We start from the raw sequence: 17,441 nt of genomic DNA on the forward strand, positions 1-17,441 counted from the left end.
AGAGTTTCAATTCCTTATAGGAAGGCTTGCGGCATGGCTGATGATGGCAAGGTTTTAGCTAGTCATATTTGGTTTCAATTCCTTATAGGAAGGCTTGCGGCGATAAGCAAGATTGTTACAAATCAGCCGTAGAGGAAAGTTTCAATTCCTTATAGGAAGGCTTGCGGCCGCAAAAGACGTTGATAAATCTAGATTAAGTGTAACACAATTATTTGAGTTTTTCTACTCTTCCTTACTCAATTTCAGTGAAACCACCTAAGCACAAGCGTTATATGGTTTTGTTATTTGTCGTCGATCTCCCGTGTTTTTTGCATCACTGGTGGTCGACGACAAAAGTATTTTACAAAAACTTATTGTAATCTTCTTCGAAATGTGAGGTCAATCCAGTTTCCTGGTGATATCCATCTTCCGAAAAGAGTATTGGTGTTTTGCCTTGCAAGAAATCTTCTCTAGGCACATGCTGTAAGGCGTCTTTTAGGCTTACACCAATAACGTAATAATGAAATAGAACCATAAAAGCTTTGCGGTCTTCATAGCTCCTGTTTTTCATGTAATTCCAGTCCTGATAACAATCGTATAGGTCTTTGGCACAGTTGATCTGGAATCTTTTTTGCAATTGAATAAAGGCTTCTGGTAAGTATTTTTGATCTTCCTCTGAAGGATCCCAAGGGATGAAAACCGAAAGTTTCTGATAACTCTGGCTGAAGACTTCCAGATTCCCCAATTTATCCCATTTTCCTTCTAGGGCATCACGAATGTATACAATGCTTTGTTCATAAGTGTTTTCTCGAAACATTTCAACATAGTAGTTTTGAATCAACTGGTCGACTTCCGATTCTTTCCATTCCATTTTTTCTTCTAGCTGCTGATCGGTGATACGTAGCAATCCTCTTGGATAAATGGCGGTGCTGGTATCTCGCTGGCCTTCCCTTAGTAAGGTTACCATTTCCAAAATACCTCTTCCCTCGTTGCCCATTTCATTATGCCGATTTACTCTACCTGCTGCCTGAATCAAAGAAGGCATAATGGTTCTGGCACGAATGATTCGCTGAAAACTGACGTCTACGCCAGCTTCCAGAACTTGGGTGGAAACCACCAAAATTCGTTCTGAAGATACTGCGGTCAGTCGTTCTCTGATTTTTTCAATGATCATTTTTTTATGAAGTGGTGTCATCAGGCCATGAACCAAGTATAACTCCCGTGGTTCTTCTATCTCTTCTTCCTCCAAACCTTTATAAATCCGATAGGCATCCCGAATAGTATTGACAATGACGCACTGTGTCCTATAATTTCCAGCAACACAGTGATCAATAATCTCTTCTTCATTCATTGGATCTGGTAGGATTCGAAGAACAAAGCGTTCCGGTTGATCTTGTGTTGTAAAGGAAAGTCGTGCCGGTTCTTGGGTCAATCCATACTGAAAGGGTGGCATGGTGGCGGATAAAAAAATGATTTTAAGGTTCATCATTCTGCTCATAGCTTCAAGGCTGATTAAAAACACATTCCAAAGATCTGCATTAAATATTTGCGGCTCATCAATAATGATGACGGCATCCTTTAAAAAGGCGCGCCTTAGGGTATGCTGAGCTTTCCGGGGCAGTATTCCTCGAAAAAACTGCTGAAAAGTGGTGCACACGATACTGTGTGCCCATGCCTCTGTTGCCAATCGGCTATTTCGATAGGTAGTTGCTAGGGTTCCAGCTTCTTCCTGAGCGGTTTCTTCCATAATGGCCAGGGAATGATGTTCCAGCACTTGTGCCTGCATGGCATCCTGAATCACCTTTAAGGTTTGTTCTAAGATGGACAAGTAGGGTGCTACATAGATCACTTTTTTATATGCCAATTCCGCTCCCATCCAAGAAGCAATTCGAAGGGCTGTTAAGGTTTTTCCATATCCCGTGGGCATTTCCAGTGTGAAAATTTGACGTTCCTTTTCCTCCTGCACTTGTTTCATAATGCTTTCCATCGCCTTTTGTCTCCTAGGAGCCAACGGATGGTGGGCCGCTTTCTGGCAGAATGCGCTTATTTCTTTCAGATTTTTCTGATGCTCTGTTTTTTCCAGCCAGTGGGTTTCTGTTTGCTGGATCTCAAATCGATCGGCTACCATCAATGCCGTTGTTCTCTGGCGCCAGTTTTGCAACTCCAGCATGGCTTCCATTGCATTCCATTCCTCACGGCCCAGGTCCATTTCATCCAGTACCTCTTCCACAAGATCCCTTACTTGTTTTCGCCATTTTTCCAGGGATGCTGCGTTGATGGAAATGGATTTTAGTACTGGAATCTGCTGGTGAAAGAAGGTTTCTGCACCGGAGAAATCTATGGTTTCTTCCGTCAGTGCTTTGATCCATCTACCTTCTTCTAATGTATCCAGATTTTTCAGTGTTCCGTGGTGATCTGCGATGTCCCGTATGAACCGAATCCATTCACAGCAGAACGCTTCCCATTGGTTTTCCTGTTTTAGATAGTGATAGCCAATGTACGAAAAGAGATAGGCACCTGGAGGGGCGTGGATCGGCCCATCCCCTCTTGTGTTTTTCCGGTTAATATACCGCTGCCACTCTGGTTGCGCTTTAAAGGTATCGTGGCATAAAACCGCTATTTGAAATAAGTGCCGTTGTGTCTCATCTTCTTCCTGCAGCCAAGATATTCCAATTTCAAGGGCTCCAGCAAGGTGACTGATCAGCGGGTATTCATTTTCAGCATCTGCGGGCCTTGCAACACATGCTTCAAAGGGTTTTACAGCAGGCATAGTGATCCCTCTTCCGTCGAAAACAAACTCACGGCTTCTTCTTTAAAGGTTTCAATGCTTTTGGGCTTAAAAGTGATGCTCTTTCCATTTTGTTCGTACAAATAATCTACGGATTTTTCAAAGTGACGGTTACCTGTATAGTATCGAAGAAATCCATTGGCTCGACAATAATGAGCATCTTCCACTAGTTCCAGTTCTTCAATCACAGGAACTGGAACAACGGTCAAGGATTGAACCAGTTTGTTTTTAAGGGAGTCTGAATGTTCAGCATCTAACTTTTGCGGGTTTACTGGTTTGGTTAGGGCAAAAGCGCTCCCTAAATAGGTGGGATAAACGGCTTTCCCTTCCCGTATTTGATGATACAGTTTTTCTGCGTATTCCTCTCCAGCATAGTAGATTCGGTATGCTGGACTTACTAAAAGTTCCATGGTTGTTGGGCGATTATACGTATCACAGGTTGCCCCACCTATTTTACCCAACATGGACATTTGCTGAGCCATGGTTCTTACAGGTTTTAGGAGACGAATACCTACCCGATCGGAGGTGGTAAAGTCTTCTTCTCCCAGTATGGCACCCACCATGCCTTTGGCTGCTGTTGGTGTAATGAAAGGATAAGTTAAATGAGTGGTAGTGGTATCTGGTTTTCTAAAATGCGCGATGCTGCTTTTAATATCGAAGGCAATCACTTGCATCCGTCTTCGCCTCCTTTTACCAGGATTCCTGTAAGAATTTTTCCTGGGCTCCTTTCAAGATTAGGGAAGGGTGTTTCCAGATACGGCAGCGATGAATTTTTTCTTGTTGCTGCTCGATGGTTTCCATCAATTCCGTCACATCTATTTCTATGTCCCGTAGGGAAGCCGGTCTTTTGTCATCCTGTCTCCAGGTATCTGGCTCTGGTAACAGGGAAACTAAGTCTTCCAAATAGCCAATCCGATAAAAAGGATCTTTATACTCCACATGAACCAGCAACAGCGGTTGTTGCTGACCCCTGCCTCTGGCCTGACGATGCTGGGTTCCCTGCCACAGGGCCTGTAGCAACAGTTCCTGATCTTCTTCTGTCATGCCGGTATGTTCTGCATTTTTTTCATTGATAACCCCAGGCATCATAAAGACTGCAAAGGGAAGGGTATAGGTTGTCCATATGGTTCCCTGGGTTTTTCCCTGGTCTTCTCCCTGACTGTCTACGCCTTCAGAACTGGGCATGACCACTGTTCCTTGGACATACTGCGTATCCACTGGGTGCATGGAATGGCCCCAACCTAGCTGAACGGGTCCTGTTAAATGGAATTTTGGTTTGACTGAATATACCACCCCGAAGATTCGCACATCAAAGCAGTGCTCTGTCAACAATGCTTTCATATTTGATTTGGCATCTTCCTGACGGCCAGTCTGCTCTGCAATCCTTTCTGCCAGTCCTTTTCTTCCTAGCAACTTTCCATTTTCATTGGCTTTTTGCTGAACAAAAATAAAGTTTTTCTGATCCTCACCTCCATCCGGATGCTTATCCAAAACAAAATCCCTGGTGTCTCTCTTGACGGATACATCGGACAAGGAAATACGACCATCCTCTTCTGGAAAGAGTCTTCTTGCATCGCTGTCATTTAGGGGATCTCTGTTTGGAATACCATCTTTGACGGATTTAATAAATAAAAACTCGCCGTTATGAATACTCATTTTTTTCGCCTCCCTGATTTTGATTTTCTTCATCGTTTTCTTCAGGCTTTTGATACATATGGTAACCAGCCCAAAAAGCAGTCATAAATAAATCTTTTTCTTTTTGTTTCCAGTTTTTCTCCGGCTCCTGATCTATAAAGGCCAGTAACAGAGGCGGAAGTACAGACCAATAATTGGCTGCATGTTTTAAATCCCACTTACCTGTGAGCTCTTCGCATTTAAGCAGGCCATTTTTCCAGATTACTTCTGGTGTAAGACGACTGCCAAAGGTCATTACCCGTGTTTTTACAAAGTCTTTACCTGTTTTTCGATAGTAGGCATTTCCAAATTGCTTAAGGAATAACCCTGTAGTAAAGCCTGTTTGTTGAGGTGTCTGCAACTCCGATTCGTCTATGGATCCTTTCTGGTATTGACTCAACCTATTTTTCCACTGGCTCAATAGATTCACCTCTTCCTTTTCACTGATGTTGAGCATGTTCTGGTACTCCGACAGAAAATATTGAAAACTTAATAGAAATGTTAATTCTTGTTTCATCTCCCAATCTGCATTCTGGTTTGCCAGTTCATTCAGTTTTTTTACCGTTAGCCGTAGTGCCTGTCTTTGGCTTAACGGGTTTCGATGCAGTGTATCCTGCAGAGCATTCCACAGGTAACTGGATCCATACGCATTCCCCAGCAACGACGGCAGGTTTTCTGTCCGATACATTGGTTTTTTATCTAGCCCAAAAGCATCCTGTATCGCAGATAATTCTTTTTGATTTAACTCCGCCAAAATATCCTGAATACGATGAGCCACACTGGGAATAATATCTTCCAGAATTGCCCGTATGTGTATGGCTCCCTTTGTCATATCCCCAGAATAATAAAGAATGGTTAGTCGGTAATGATCGCTCATTTCTGGTACCATGCTTTCTTTCATTCCCGCCAGTACTTCCAGATGTAGGGTTTTGCCCTTTGCTTCTTTTTTCATCATTCGTTCGTATTTTTGGTAACGGACAGAGGGAAGATCGTCTAGTAAAGGTAGCACAATTGGAATTCCGTAGATGGTTTCGTAACTGGTAGGTTTAATGTTTCTTTTAGCTTCCGGCCGATCTGCTGGAGCAAACATTTCTTTTAATATAGGATTAGATATAGGGACTTGAATTCTTTTTAGGAATTGTGATGCGTACAGAAATGCTTCGTAATGCTTGCGATCAATCTTTATTCCAGGAGTCCAATCTTTTTCTTCCCAGTAAATGGATTTCGGGGCGTCCCATGTAGATGAAAGCCATGGCCAGGATTTGTTATAGATGGACACTACTTCTTCTGATTGATGCGAAAAAGTAGATATAGCTTTCTTTTGCTTCCCCAGAGTAGCGGCTTCTTCCAGCCTTGCTTCCAGCAGAGATTCCAACAACGCTTCACCCTGCAGGTAATAGTATCTGCCTGGGTGGAGTTTGCTTTCTGCTACTCGAATGAGATTTTTTTCGCCACTTTTCGATTCATCTAAAAGCAAGTGCCCCTTCCAGTCTGAATTCACCAGCGCCAGTATGCCCAACTGTTTTTCTTCCGTTATATACGCTCCAGCATTTTGTACCAGTGTTTCACAAACTCGCTGAGCCAGTTGCTGCAGTTCCTCTTCTTTCCAGTCTCGAAAAGTAAGGGTTCTTTTCAGCCGCGGCATCAATGTTTTTTCTCTAAACTCCTCAATCTTTGTCATGCCATTGATGTGAGCCTCGTACATCAAGTAGCAGGGAGCCGGATAGACTCCTTGAGCTTTTATTGGGTTTCCTCCTTGAGGAAAAATAACAGGAAATGCGGAGCTTCGGCTTAAATGATCGACAATAAACTTTTTTTGATCTTCTGGGTCAACTTTTCCCACTTGCATATACTGTAGTGCTGTCTTTGTTTCTCCCACCTCCACCAAAAAAACATTTCGGAAGTAATTCTTACAAGTATCTGACTCAATATCCGAAAGCCACTTAACCCGTTCTTTCGCTGACAGACAAGAACTTTCAGCAATAGGCATTCCAATTTGAATCATTGAAGAAACTAACATTTTTTCACCTCCTTTCAATTTCTTTGAGGCATCCAAATCCTTGACTATTTTTACTACCAATCCCTGTGTCCATAGCCATTTGAAGTAGTTGAATCGGACCTTCCATTTGCATCTGACATGAGTAGCCTTTTATAAAACTGGTTTTGTAGTATATGACGCTTTGGCGGCTTGGATTCAAGGGCTGGGTTTTTACGAGGCCTTTGGGTGGCTCCTGACCATATAAAGACATGTATTTTTTTCTCAGGTTTTTATCTACCTGTTGCTCAAATTCTTTTTCTTCCGGTGAATGATAAACCGTATATTTTCCTCCATCCGGCCGCTGTAGAGTGCTATATACCGTTGCAGGCGAGATAAGTTTAAAGGTTCCTTTCGAATCGATTACTCGATTCGAACGAGCAGCAACCTCTTGGACTTTTAGGGTTTGATTGGCTAGTTCTACTGTCTCAGCAAATAACAAGCTGTTCCCTAGTTCCTGGCAGAATTCCGGAATTGGTGATGTGATATTGAGTTTAATCAAGCCATCGAACTCAATACGCTTGTTCTTTTTCACGTAGACAGAATCTCCCTCCAATTGACTAAAGCAAAAAAGACGAAATTTCCTGTTTTCGTAAGGAAACCCATTGTCATGCAAAAATGTGGCCAGTTCTTTGGATATGTGCCGATAAATCATCCCCTGTAAATAATAATTGTAATGTATCGGCAAACTTACTCTTTTTTCTGCTTTAAACGTTATTTCCAGTCGCATTTTTACACCTTCTCTCCTCTTTTTTCACACAAAAAACCGGCTCTTCTTATGAGAGACCGGTTTTGCAATCACAAAATTGAAGGGTTTTTCCCTTGTTTGACTTACGTAGATATCGTTGGCTTTCAGACGCATGTTTTTCATGATGTCCGCCTCCAGCGATTTAATTACTTAGTTAGTATATATTATACCGCATCTATCTTCGAGATAGCAAGGTCTTAAAATGCTAACTACTATATTTATGACAAAAGTGGTTTTTTCCCTCTATGGATAGGCTCTCAAGTTGTTTCCATTTCATCTTACTCCCCTTGCTTTATAGCCAACAATACCATAGCGATGATGTGCATTTATCAATCTTTGAACAAAGGACATCTGCTTATTAATAATCTGATCCAAGGGTTTGAGTGGGTGTTGTGTCACTGACTCAAAGCCTACCTTCTCTGCTATTCGTATAAAATGATGCACTCCATCTTGTTCAATCAATGGCAAGTTATTGATCATTTCGTGGCTATAGCTGCTATTTTCTTTTTCAGCCATTCCCATGCTCTGCAGTATTCCCCCCAGTCTTTTACCCCATTTTTGGCAATAGGTGGGGGTAAACCAGTTCCCATCTATCATAATAAACATTCCGCCTGGTTTGATCACTCGATACCAGCCCTGCAATGCTTGTTGCGGATCCGTCAAAGTCCATAGTACATTACGTCCCACCACTGCATCATACCTGGCTTCAACCTCAAGTGCCAAATCATGTACGTCTTGTTGCTCATAGGTAATCTTGTCCCGATATGCGACGCTCTTTTCAATAGCTATCTCCAGCATGGCTGCTGAAACATCGATGCCTTTCACATAATGACCCATTTCAGCCAACATAAGCGCCAAATTACCAGTGCCCGTTCCAATATCTAAAATAATCTTCGATTCGTCACCGATCCTCTGTGCCAGCCACTTCATCCATGCTTCTTTCTCACGATTGCTTTTAATGCCATGGTCATAGCCTTCATCGTACTCAATGGCATTTTTATCCCAACATTGTTGAATGGCATCTTTCATCTTTATTTCTCTTTCTCTTTTCAAAAAATCCCCTCCATGATCAACAGCTTTCATGAAATAATGGAATTACAACGGAACGATTATCCAGTTGTTTCACTTGGCTTACTTCGCCGTAGATCTCATTAAGCACCTTATTCGTCAGTACTTTCCGAGGGCATCCACTAGCCACAATGGTTCCCTGCCTTCCCAAAACCACTACAGAATCACAAAACCAAAGAACATGGTTGGGATCGTGAGTGCAAATCATTGCTGTTTTTCCTGATTTCATGTTCCTGCGAATGGTTTGCCAAAGAAGCATTTGGTTTTTGAAATCCAAGCTAGCCGTGGGTTCATCTAACAGTAATATTTCTGTTTCTTGGGCAAACGCTCTTGCCAGTAAATGTAATTCTTGTTTTGTTTTCCGGTAATTCTTCAAAAATACCTATCCATTCTCCTGAGAAATGTTTGCTGTTCATGGTAAATCCATAGACCTCATGCTTTTCTTTCTTAGTTATTGTGAAATGAATCTCCATGCCTCCTTTGCCATATTCGACAAAAGTTTCATCATTAAGGATTTTGAGATCCTGAAGATCACTTCGCCATTGCCAATTTTCATTGTCCGTAATAGCATCCCAAACATCTTCAATCCTATAATTTATGACTTCCGTCGCGGTTGATATTCTATTCTTCATTATTGTATCCTCTTAGTATTTAGATTTAACTCAAACTTGCACATAACGTTTCGCGGGTGCCCGAAGTTGCCGAAGCCATTTTATATACCCACCGTTAGGCGATGGAATCAATGGGTGTTGCTATAACCTGACAATTTAATTTACAAAATATAGAAATCAATTGAAAAGGCCAATAAATAAATTCAAAAATAGCGAACCATTATGTATTCTTCTTCATTTTCATCAACGATTTCATACCCTACCTTTAAGTACAATTTATAAGCATAATTTGCTTTCTGTACTGCTAACGATGTTTTCTTATATCCTTTTTCCTTTAATGATATCAGTAATTGTTCCATCAGAGCTGTACCTATTCCATGTCCACGATATTCATTATACACAGATATTGCCAATGATGGTGTTTCACTGTCAAGATGACCGTAATCATTCATAATTCTCACCCAAGCTGCTCCTACCACTACTTCATCAACTTCAGCTAGCAGGCAATAATCATCTTTTTTCTTTCCAAAATCAGAAACATACACCTGTATATCTTGTTGATTAATAATGCTTTTGGGAGGTGCCTCCATACCTTCTGGAATAAAAATAGCCTCGTATATAAATTCATCTAGCAACATATAATCATTTTTTCTTGCTTGTCTTATCCTGTAATTCATTTTGTACCTTCGATCTATTGTTTTAGTACATGGATTTAATTCCAGACATTAAATAACCTCCATAGATTCATAATTTTCTTAGGTTTTTTCTTAACTGTTTTGATTAAAACTAAGTAATTCCTTAAACATAAATTGATTCTTTCGCCTAACGTTCCTGCATTTGCGACGCCTTCGAACTGGACCCAAAAGGAATACCCCATAGTGGAGCTTCGCTCCCAGTGAGAAGGTGTGGTGCTGAACATACCCTTGACACGTGCTTCCAGCACCTTTATGCAAATGTTTTGTTAGATGATGCCATACGCCCTCTGAATCATGAACTTGACCTATATTGCAGATTTTATTAATAATGTACATATAGATAATGCTCATTATCTATATGAGAATATTTTACTAATTTATCTTCTCATAATTGTTTTCGTCAAACAGGTAAACGATTTTCCCGTTAGGTGCTATTATCTTCTCTTGTTTAAGATAAGGCTCTCTTTGCACATTTGAACCAACTACAAAATGTGTTACCAAATATTCGTGCGTAAATCCAAAACTGTCTACCGCCACAATATTGGAAGTAAGGATTTGTCCATCATTTATAGAATATTTGTCGTCAATGTCAAGTGTAAATATCCTCCCTGATTCACTATTTTTTCCCCACACAACGGGTGTCTCTTTTATGATTTCATCATCCACTTTAATCACATATTTCATATCAATAAAGGTATTATTATTCTCCCGTGAAGGCTTATAATCTATATCAAGATGTCCTTTTGCACGATATTCATTTGATCCATAGGAAGATTGCGCAGAAAAGCGAGCAAAAATGAAGGGGAATACTTGCTCTCTTATGTTTGACACCCTCAATCCCATGTGTTCTTCGATGTTTTTTACGCCATCATCCTCCATAATAATCTTGGGGGAAATACTATCCGATATTTCAAAATTTTTGGTAGTGGAATACTGCAATCCTGATTTCTCAAGTCGGACAATCTCTCCGTTAAAATCAAGCGCTACTGACATAGTTTCCGTTACTATCTTTGGCTCTATCGTAAATGTAATAGGTATAGTAATGGTAACAATATCCAGTTTTCCTACTTTTGTGGTGGAATTATGAATTAAGCTTGCTTGCGCCTCTAATTTTTGATCTACATTTTGATAGATGGAGTTAATTTGATTATCTAACCGATTTTCAACAGAATTGATGGTGTTATTGGTGTTTTCAATCATGCTTTGCAATGAATTTATCTTTACTAAGGAATATAACTGCAAAACTATCAGTGCAGCAACTAAAATATACGTTGTTGTTTTTTTCATTCCCTCTTTTTCCTCCCTCGCCAAATATAAATAATCTTTACTACACACTTATCTACAAATGTGAATTAACAAAACTCTATAAAATGTTCTTCCAAAACCCGCGGCAGGACGCCGCGTCCTTTTACGTATGGTTTCGGAGAACGGTCTGAGTGTTCCCGACGTCCATCAGTTCTCACGAAGCCCTACTCAAACTACTGATGGATGTTGGGCACACTCTGTTAGGCGATGGAATCAATGGAAACTTCCAGTAGCCATTAAGCAAAACTCGTGTCACTTATGTACTTAATTTTCTTTTGCCTATTTAATTAATATTGAAAAAATTTCTAATAATTTTTCTTTACCCATTACTGCTAATACTCCTAAAATTGCGCCTCCACTAATACCTTCAGCCTTTATAGATGATTTTCGAGAACCATCGTAAACAAAAAAACCTAAACAAATAGCTAAAATAAAATCTAAAAATGAAGAAAAAATTATGCTACTATCATGTATACTTCCATCTATTAATCCTATAATTTCAGTCGTTTTTGTTAATAATATTGTAATTACAACTCCTAAAATTGCACCCCATATCACTGTTAATTTTGAAGGTTTTATACTTAAATCAATGTCCTTAAAAACTTCATTAAAAGTTCCATCTTTATCTTTATATAAAATATTAATAATAAAATTTTCTTTACTATATTTCCATTTCATATGACATGTAAATTGCATTGATATTTTTGTATAATTATTTGGTTTTACAATTTTTCCAAATTCTATTTCTTTTCCATCATTTGTTTTTGAACATTCATCTATTTTTTTATTTAAACTTTCTAATTTTTTTTCATTTCTAATGAAAGCCTTTTTTATTTCATTATCATCATCAAGTTTCTCAATATAGTCAGCTTTCAAAATTTCTAATGTTTGATCATTTAAATAAAATGAATTATTATAATGTTCTTCTGGAAAATATGTTTTATAAAGCTCATTTGTATCTATAATTCTCGTAAGAGAATAAAGTATAAAGTTTTCAGATAAAAATCTAAGTATTTTTGCCAACCTATATTTTATTGGATATTTTTTCAACATTAAAATCTTACTTGCATCTTTTGTTTGTTCCCACATTTCATCAAGTATACTATTTTTATAAAAGAACATATTCTCCAAATCATAATGGGTTGATGAAGTATCAAGATAAGTAATTTTGCCTGGTGATAAATGTTCCTTTACATTTTTTATAACAATTTCATTATCACTTAAATTTTTTATTTCCAAAATTAATTTAAATCTTTCAGAACCATTTATTTCATCTGGATAATAAGCCTCAACTTGTATTTTTTCTTTCATGGTACACCGCCTAAGTTGTATTATTATATACTTCTCTATCTTATTTAGCTATACTTTATATGTTAAATAATTATTGTTATAACCTATGTTTAAATAAAAACTTATTGATTCTGTCTGCTAACGTTCCGCGTATTGACGACGTGTGCATTTTCCTTGTTCTTGCGCATGTTGGGAACAGTCTGTTAGACGACGTTATACGGAATTATAGTTGACATATAGATGACTATACTATAAAATCATATTGTGAGTCTCGTCTCGTTAGCATGGCCATATGTAAGTCCATGTAGTGGACTCACTTTAGAATTTTCTCTCATACCAAAGCTTATCAACCATTCTTCCCATTGTACTGGCACTTGCTAGTTCAAGAACTACATCTCGAATAATTGCCAAATGGGGTTTATGAGGATAAAGTGGTTTTGTCATAAACCTTGGTACAGTCATATCATAAGAAAGCATTTTCACACTAACTCCCACTTTCTCCCTATCATAACCTAGATATCTTTGCATATACGACTTTAAATCCCGCATTTCAATTGCAAATTCTCTAATGTGTTTAGCTTGGTTATCATCAAGGCACTCTTGATGTATGAATCTAAGTTTATTTCTTAATGCTACAACTTCTTTCGCTTCTCTTAACTTGAAAATAGCATCCATTATATCTTTTGACCCACTTGCTCTATTAAGTACAAACGCTAAGAATGGAGGCATATCAACATCATATGTTTGGACACCAAAGACATTATCGTCTTTTTCGTTACACTCAGTCCAGAATTGACTAAAGAATGAATTTAATTCACTATAGTAACTTTCACCTTTAGATATCTCTTCATACATAATAATACACTCTTCTCTCGTTTTTGCTTTTCTTGGATCAATAATCTTATTCGAATGTAATTTATACTTTCTTGTATAGGGGTGGTTATCAAATAAAATACATTTCGTATTGTATAGATTACGCAGAGGATGTGGGCTATACTCAGCCCCAAGATGCTTTGATGCTTCTCGATAGTAAACGGTTCTAATCGATGCCCAAATCATCGACTGTGCAACCTTTGAAGTTTCCTTATTGTAGGACTTCAACGATTTGTCAATGAATTTATCCATCTCAGCAGACCGACCATATAAATTGTCTCTTAAAGCCTTAGTAATCGATGAACCATACTTATCCTCTACTCCTAATGCTTTTAATACCAAAAAGGATTCTGAATGCCTCCAAGCGTGTTTGAACATTATTGATATATCGTCAAACAACCTACTTAACTCAGTACCAAGATGTTGTGTCATTTTCCAGTTGGACACATGAGCCCTTGCATCTTTTATCATTTTTTTATCAAGCTTATCATCAATCTCATGGAAAAAGATATCTGAGTGATTTAGCCATAGCTTACGTTCAGCCGAGTATTCCTGCTTGTAATTATCGAGTACAGCAATCTCATCAGCTAATACCAATGTATCTACTAGTACTCTCAAGCTGGCAACATCTAAATCAAAAAGCTCTCTATTATTCATCTCGATTTTACCAGCCGCTCTAAATGCTGCGGTAATCGTACTATTATCAATTAATACTTTCATATTAACTCCTCCAAAAATCTAGTATAATTTCGGATAACGTCTCTGCCATTCCCGACGCCTTCGAACTGGTCCCCAAAGGAATACCCCCTTGGCGGTGCTTGCACCCAGTGAGGAGGTGTGGTGCTGAACTCGCTTCGTGACGGTGCTTCTTGCACCCTTAGCGGGAATGGTCATGTTATGCGAATGAACCAATGAAAACTTCAAAATCTAAAGTCTTGATAAACTATTTTTAATACGTATTCTCTCATTGTCATATTTTTTATAACTAGAATCGCAAGCCTTTAAGCATTTATTGAAACACCAACTAATTATTGATGGGTTCTCATTTCTTTCTAAATAGGTAATTTGCTCGAAAACTAAATTATAAACATCACCACAAAATAAATCACTATATTCATAATAGTTGTGATAGGTATTTCCTCCATGGTAAATATCTTGTAAGTCATACATAATAGGATTGTATATCTTCTTACTAATCTGTTTTAATAAATCAAGGTATATTTCATAAGTAATATTCTCTAACTTCCATTCTTCAAAATAATTAATTGCATTTTTCATTTCTGCAAGACATAATGTAGTAATTGGCTCTGTTTTTGAAAAGATGGTATCAACTGAAATCTCTTGATTAAAATATGTCATTCTTTTGGCATGATATTCAATATTATACTTAAGGTTATAGCAATTGAAGTCCTTATTATTTTCTGTCCTAGCAATCCAATTAAAAGACCTTTTATCCTCTTCATTATAATATACATATATAAAAATTCTAGAATTACTACCAAATCTAACTTTAGTGCTATCAAAAACATCAGATACTATTTGTTGAATTTCACTTTCTACAAATACTACATCAGATACAATAATATCTAATACAAGTTTATTAAACCCAAAATTGTTGCTTTTCTCTTTCTCAATTACTTCATACTCTAAACCTTTGTAATTATTACTTACATCATCATATAAAACTGGCTTACTTATTCCATAATTCTTTAATCTCTGTCTCAAATCTGATTTAAGTTCATTAGGAATAATCAATTTTGCAATTATAGAGTTGATTTTCGAATTATTTTTACGTTTAATTATGTTGCCATCTGATTCAAAACCAAAAAATAGTCCTGTACCACCCTGTAACAAAGCTCTCATATTTGAATAAGAAAGTTTAATATTATGGTTTATGATATAGTTTTTACTAATAATTGATACAAGTTCTTCAATATCAACTAATCTATTTGTAACTTTCTTCACTTCACTTTGCAATTCTATAACTGCGTCAATCTTTTTTACTGTTAAGATTAGTAAAACTTGAAGTTCAAAACTATTCACTTCCAAAATTTCAGATTCATCAAATACAAAAATTGCCGAATCTTTATTATCAAGCAAATCATCTTCAATGGAAAAATATAACGCAACTAAAGGATTAATTGTTAAATCACACAGTCTTGTTCCATTACCATAGTGCTGTAATTCAAGAATATGAGACAGTATTTCTAGGCTATTGTCAGTAAGTTTCCTGTTGATATATTTGCATTCCTCTGATAATTTTGTCTCATCTCTAAAAATATTAGGACCTACTTCCCATTCACTGTTAGCCTGTCCTCTGAAAAAATGAGTTCCTTTATATTTTTCTACGAATTCTATGTATTCGTTAAAACTTCTAATGGTTACTTGTTTCATACTATCTCTCCTATTATTAACCCTCTACAAACTAATTGGTTCTTTTGCATAACGTCTTATTCCCGCCACTCAGTTCGCTTTACCTCCTATTTCGATAGGTATTAGCGAACCAAGGTTCGCTAATATCAACTTCTTTCTGTAACAGTACAAAGCCCATTTGTTTTACTCTTCCAACAACCTATCCAACGGACTCTGTATTTTTCTAAGACTCTTACTGCTCACATGCGTGTATATCTCCGTGGTTTTGGAACTTTTATGTCCCAACAGCTCTTGGATGTATCGCAAATCTGTTCCACCTTCCAGTAAATGCGTTGCAAAAGAATGCCTCAGCGTATGGACTGATGCCCTCTTTTTAATATTCGCTTCCTGGCATGCTTTACTAAATACTTTTTGCACTGATCTTTCAGTTAAAAAACTATTTTCTTTCCCGCCAGGAAAAAGCCAGTCTGTCGGTTTCTCCATTGCCGCATATTTTCTAAGCACTTTTAATGCCACCTCCGATAAGATCGTATATCGATCATTTCTTCCCTTCCCTTGCTTAATATGAATCATCATTCTTTGTGCATCAATGTTCTCAACTTTAAGCCGCACCACTTCACCCACTCTGAGTCCGGAAGAGTAGACCAAATATAAAATAGCTTTATGTTTGTGATTGCTCACTTTGCTTAAAACAGCAATCACTTCTTCATTATTTAAGACTTCAGGAAGCTTGTTTTCTTTTTTAGGTCTTGGTATTTCGTAAGTCAACGGCTTATGTTTTAAGACAAACTGAAAAAAGAACTTGATTGCACTTAATGTTTGATTGACGTATGAGTGACTGTTTTCCTGATCATGTAACAAGACATACATGTATTGTTCAACATCTTGTTTATCAAGTGCCTGTGTGTCTTTGTTTGCATACTCTAAAAACCTCTTCACTTGACCCAGATATGCCTTGATGGTTTTGCTGGTATAGCCTTTGAGTGTCAATTGCTTTTTAAGATGCGTCAATGTGTTATTTGAATCAGCCGCCTGAACTTCAAGCGCTTTTTCATCTTTTGTTTTCTCCAGCGTCATGGAGTCCCAAATAATTTCTTCATCTTGAAACTCATGCATTAGTTGCGATTGACTGCCAGAAGTGTTAGGCACCAACCAGCACTTGCTTTTTGGATCCCATCTTCTGCCAGTGATTTTCTTAATGCGCTTTACTCTCTCGGGTGTGTAGGGAAAGGAAACCGATAGTTCGTCTGCATTTTTTTGAAAAATGGTTATCAAGTATGCCCCCCCTCCTGTCTCATGCTGAGCCAGCTCTCTTAAAAGCGGGTATATCTATCTTGCCCATATGCCCTCTGCTTTTATTATGCCTTAGTTATACCTGCAAATCTAGCAAACTTTGTATAAAATTCTGTATTTTATACAACTAATGAGATTTTTGTATTTGTCAACGCAAAATCCCCCCCAATATAATCGAATTGTCCTCCATTGGATAAAAGCATTATTGCTCTTTGAGCCCTTCTTTTGTTTCTTTTTAGGTCATAGAAAACCACCTCCTTTTCTGCGTTCATTCTCTCAGGTGGGAGGCGGTTGGCATAGTCATGCTTTCGGGGGAACACGTTCTAAGAATACTACTTTTTTTGAAACAGTAAGGAATATTGAGGTTTGGGGCTTCACCATTACCTATTACATCTTGCCCAGTGTTTCGTGGTTGATGAGGTTTATGGAGTTACAATGATGACGAGGAAATATGGTTAAACCTGCGCTTCTCCATCATCTCCTGAAAGGAAATGTCAAACTCCTCCACCCTAACTCTTTCCTCTTTACGAAACACGTTGTCGGCCACCCAGTAGCTGAGCTGAGAGCGTATGCTTTTTCGTAATCTGTCATATCCGGTCTGGTAACTGCCTTGACAATCCGCTGCAATTCCGGATACATGGAATGGGATTTGTTGCTAATCAACCGATCGTTTGATATGGGGATGTGATTATCCACTAAGCCTGACTCG

General features: G+C 38.1%; 14 protein-coding genes. All 14 read right to left on the reverse strand.

What is annotated here, in order from left to right:
• Positions 1–340: 340 nt before the first annotated feature.
• The 14 genes from cas3 to xerA all read right to left on the reverse strand — a co-directional run bounded on the left by cas3 (position 341) and on the right by xerA (position 16,714).
• On the reverse strand, positions 341–2,749 hold the full coding sequence (gene cas3 / locus BLV55_RS10445) for a CRISPR-associated helicase Cas3' (RefSeq protein WP_093314167.1): 2,409 nt from the start codon (positions 2,747–2,749) through the stop codon (positions 341–343).
• Positions 2,737–3,441, reverse strand: a complete 705-nt coding sequence (cas5, locus tag BLV55_RS10450; protein WP_093314169.1) for a CRISPR-associated protein Cas5 — start codon at positions 3,439–3,441, stop codon at positions 2,737–2,739. Before cas5 ends, cas3 begins: the two co-directional genes overlap by 13 nt.
• A 16-nt stretch (positions 3,442–3,457) precedes the next feature.
• Entirely contained in the window at positions 3,458–4,423 is a 966-nt protein-coding gene (locus BLV55_RS10455) for a CRISPR-associated protein (RefSeq protein WP_176968374.1), read from the reverse strand.
• Positions 4,410–6,461 carry a hypothetical protein gene (locus tag BLV55_RS10460; RefSeq protein ID WP_093314171.1) on the reverse strand — a complete coding sequence of 684 codons (2,052 nt, stop codon included), beginning with the start codon at positions 6,459–6,461 and terminating at the stop codon, positions 4,410–4,412. The genes BLV55_RS10455 and BLV55_RS10460 overlap by 14 nt, the downstream gene beginning before the upstream one ends.
• Positions 6,462–6,465: 4 nt before the next feature.
• Positions 6,466–7,206, reverse strand: coding sequence for a CRISPR-associated endoribonuclease Cas6 (cas6, locus tag BLV55_RS10465; protein WP_093314173.1), 741 nt, complete (start codon positions 7,204–7,206; stop codon positions 6,466–6,468).
• 291 nt (positions 7,207–7,497) lie between these two features.
• Entirely contained in the window at positions 7,498–8,277 is a 780-nt protein-coding gene (locus BLV55_RS10470; protein ID WP_176968375.1) for a class I SAM-dependent methyltransferase, read from the reverse strand.
• A 16-nt stretch (positions 8,278–8,293) separates the two neighbouring features.
• Complete coding sequence (locus tag BLV55_RS14610) at positions 8,294–8,668, reverse strand: ATP-binding cassette domain-containing protein (RefSeq protein ID WP_176968376.1); 375 nt, start codon at positions 8,666–8,668, stop codon at positions 8,294–8,296.
• Positions 8,583–8,924, reverse strand: a complete 342-nt coding sequence (locus BLV55_RS10480; RefSeq protein ID WP_093314180.1) for an SRPBCC family protein — start codon at positions 8,922–8,924, stop codon at positions 8,583–8,585. The genes BLV55_RS14610 and BLV55_RS10480 overlap by 86 nt, the downstream gene beginning before the upstream one ends.
• Before the next feature lie 182 nt (positions 8,925–9,106).
• Positions 9,107–9,580, reverse strand: coding sequence for a GNAT family N-acetyltransferase (locus BLV55_RS10485; RefSeq protein ID WP_093314182.1), 474 nt, complete (start codon positions 9,578–9,580; stop codon positions 9,107–9,109).
• Between the two features lie 390 nt (positions 9,581–9,970).
• Positions 9,971–10,885, reverse strand: coding sequence for a hypothetical protein (locus BLV55_RS10490; RefSeq protein ID WP_093314185.1), 915 nt, complete (start codon positions 10,883–10,885; stop codon positions 9,971–9,973).
• 297 nt (positions 10,886–11,182) lie between these two features.
• Positions 11,183–12,214: a hypothetical protein gene (locus BLV55_RS10495; protein WP_093314187.1), complete on the reverse strand. Its 1,032-nt coding sequence runs from the start codon at positions 12,212–12,214 to the stop codon at positions 11,183–11,185.
• A gap of 297 nt (positions 12,215–12,511) precedes the next feature.
• Positions 12,512–13,786: a hypothetical protein gene (locus BLV55_RS10500; RefSeq protein ID WP_093314189.1), complete on the reverse strand. Its 1,275-nt coding sequence runs from the start codon at positions 13,784–13,786 to the stop codon at positions 12,512–12,514.
• Positions 13,787–13,993: 207 nt separating this feature from the next.
• Positions 13,994–15,460, reverse strand: a complete 1,467-nt coding sequence (locus tag BLV55_RS10505; RefSeq protein WP_093314191.1) for an FRG domain-containing protein — start codon at positions 15,458–15,460, stop codon at positions 13,994–13,996.
• 162 nt (positions 15,461–15,622) lie between these two features.
• The gene (xerA, locus tag BLV55_RS10510) at positions 15,623–16,714 is read right to left on the reverse strand and encodes a site-specific tyrosine recombinase/integron integrase (protein ID WP_242870105.1); all 1,092 of its coding nucleotides are present in this window, start codon (positions 16,712–16,714) and stop codon (positions 15,623–15,625) included.
• Positions 16,715–17,441: the final 727 nt, after the last annotated feature.

This window comes from Tindallia californiensis, from assembly GCF_900107405.1.
In the GTDB taxonomy this organism is placed as follows: domain Bacteria; phylum Bacillota; class Clostridia; order Peptostreptococcales; family Tindalliaceae; genus Tindallia; species Tindallia californiensis.

Bases quoted from the DNA above. Each gene is read 5' to 3' on its own strand.
- cas3 (WP_093314167.1), bottom strand. From the start codon at position 2,749: ATGCCTGCTGTAAAACCCTTTGAAGCATGTGTTGCAAGGCCCGCAGAT.
- BLV55_RS10495 (WP_093314187.1), bottom strand. From the start codon at position 12,214: ATGAAAGAAAAAATACAAGTTGAGGCTTATTATCCAGATGAAATAAAT.
- BLV55_RS10505 (WP_093314191.1), bottom strand. From the start codon at position 15,460: ATGAAACAAGTAACCATTAGAAGTTTTAACGAATACATAGAATTCGTA.
- BLV55_RS10480 (WP_093314180.1), bottom strand. From the start codon at position 8,924: ATGAAGAATAGAATATCAACCGCGACGGAAGTCATAAATTATAGGATT.
- BLV55_RS10460 (WP_093314171.1), bottom strand. From the start codon at position 6,461: ATGTTAGTTTCTTCAATGATTCAAATTGGAATGCCTATTGCTGAAAGT.
- BLV55_RS10455 (WP_176968374.1), bottom strand. From the start codon at position 4,423: ATGAGTATTCATAACGGCGAGTTTTTATTTATTAAATCCGTCAAAGAT.
- BLV55_RS10485 (WP_093314182.1), bottom strand. From the start codon at position 9,580: ATGAATTACAGGATAAGACAAGCAAGAAAAAATGATTATATGTTGCTA.
- cas5 (WP_093314169.1), bottom strand. From the start codon at position 3,441: ATGCAAGTGATTGCCTTCGATATTAAAAGCAGCATCGCGCATTTTAGA.
- BLV55_RS10490 (WP_093314185.1), bottom strand. From the start codon at position 10,885: ATGAAAAAAACAACAACGTATATTTTAGTTGCTGCACTGATAGTTTTG.
- cas6 (WP_093314173.1), bottom strand. From the start codon at position 7,206: ATGCGACTGGAAATAACGTTTAAAGCAGAAAAAAGAGTAAGTTTGCCG.
- BLV55_RS10500 (WP_093314189.1), bottom strand. From the start codon at position 13,786: ATGAAAGTATTAATTGATAATAGTACGATTACCGCAGCATTTAGAGCG.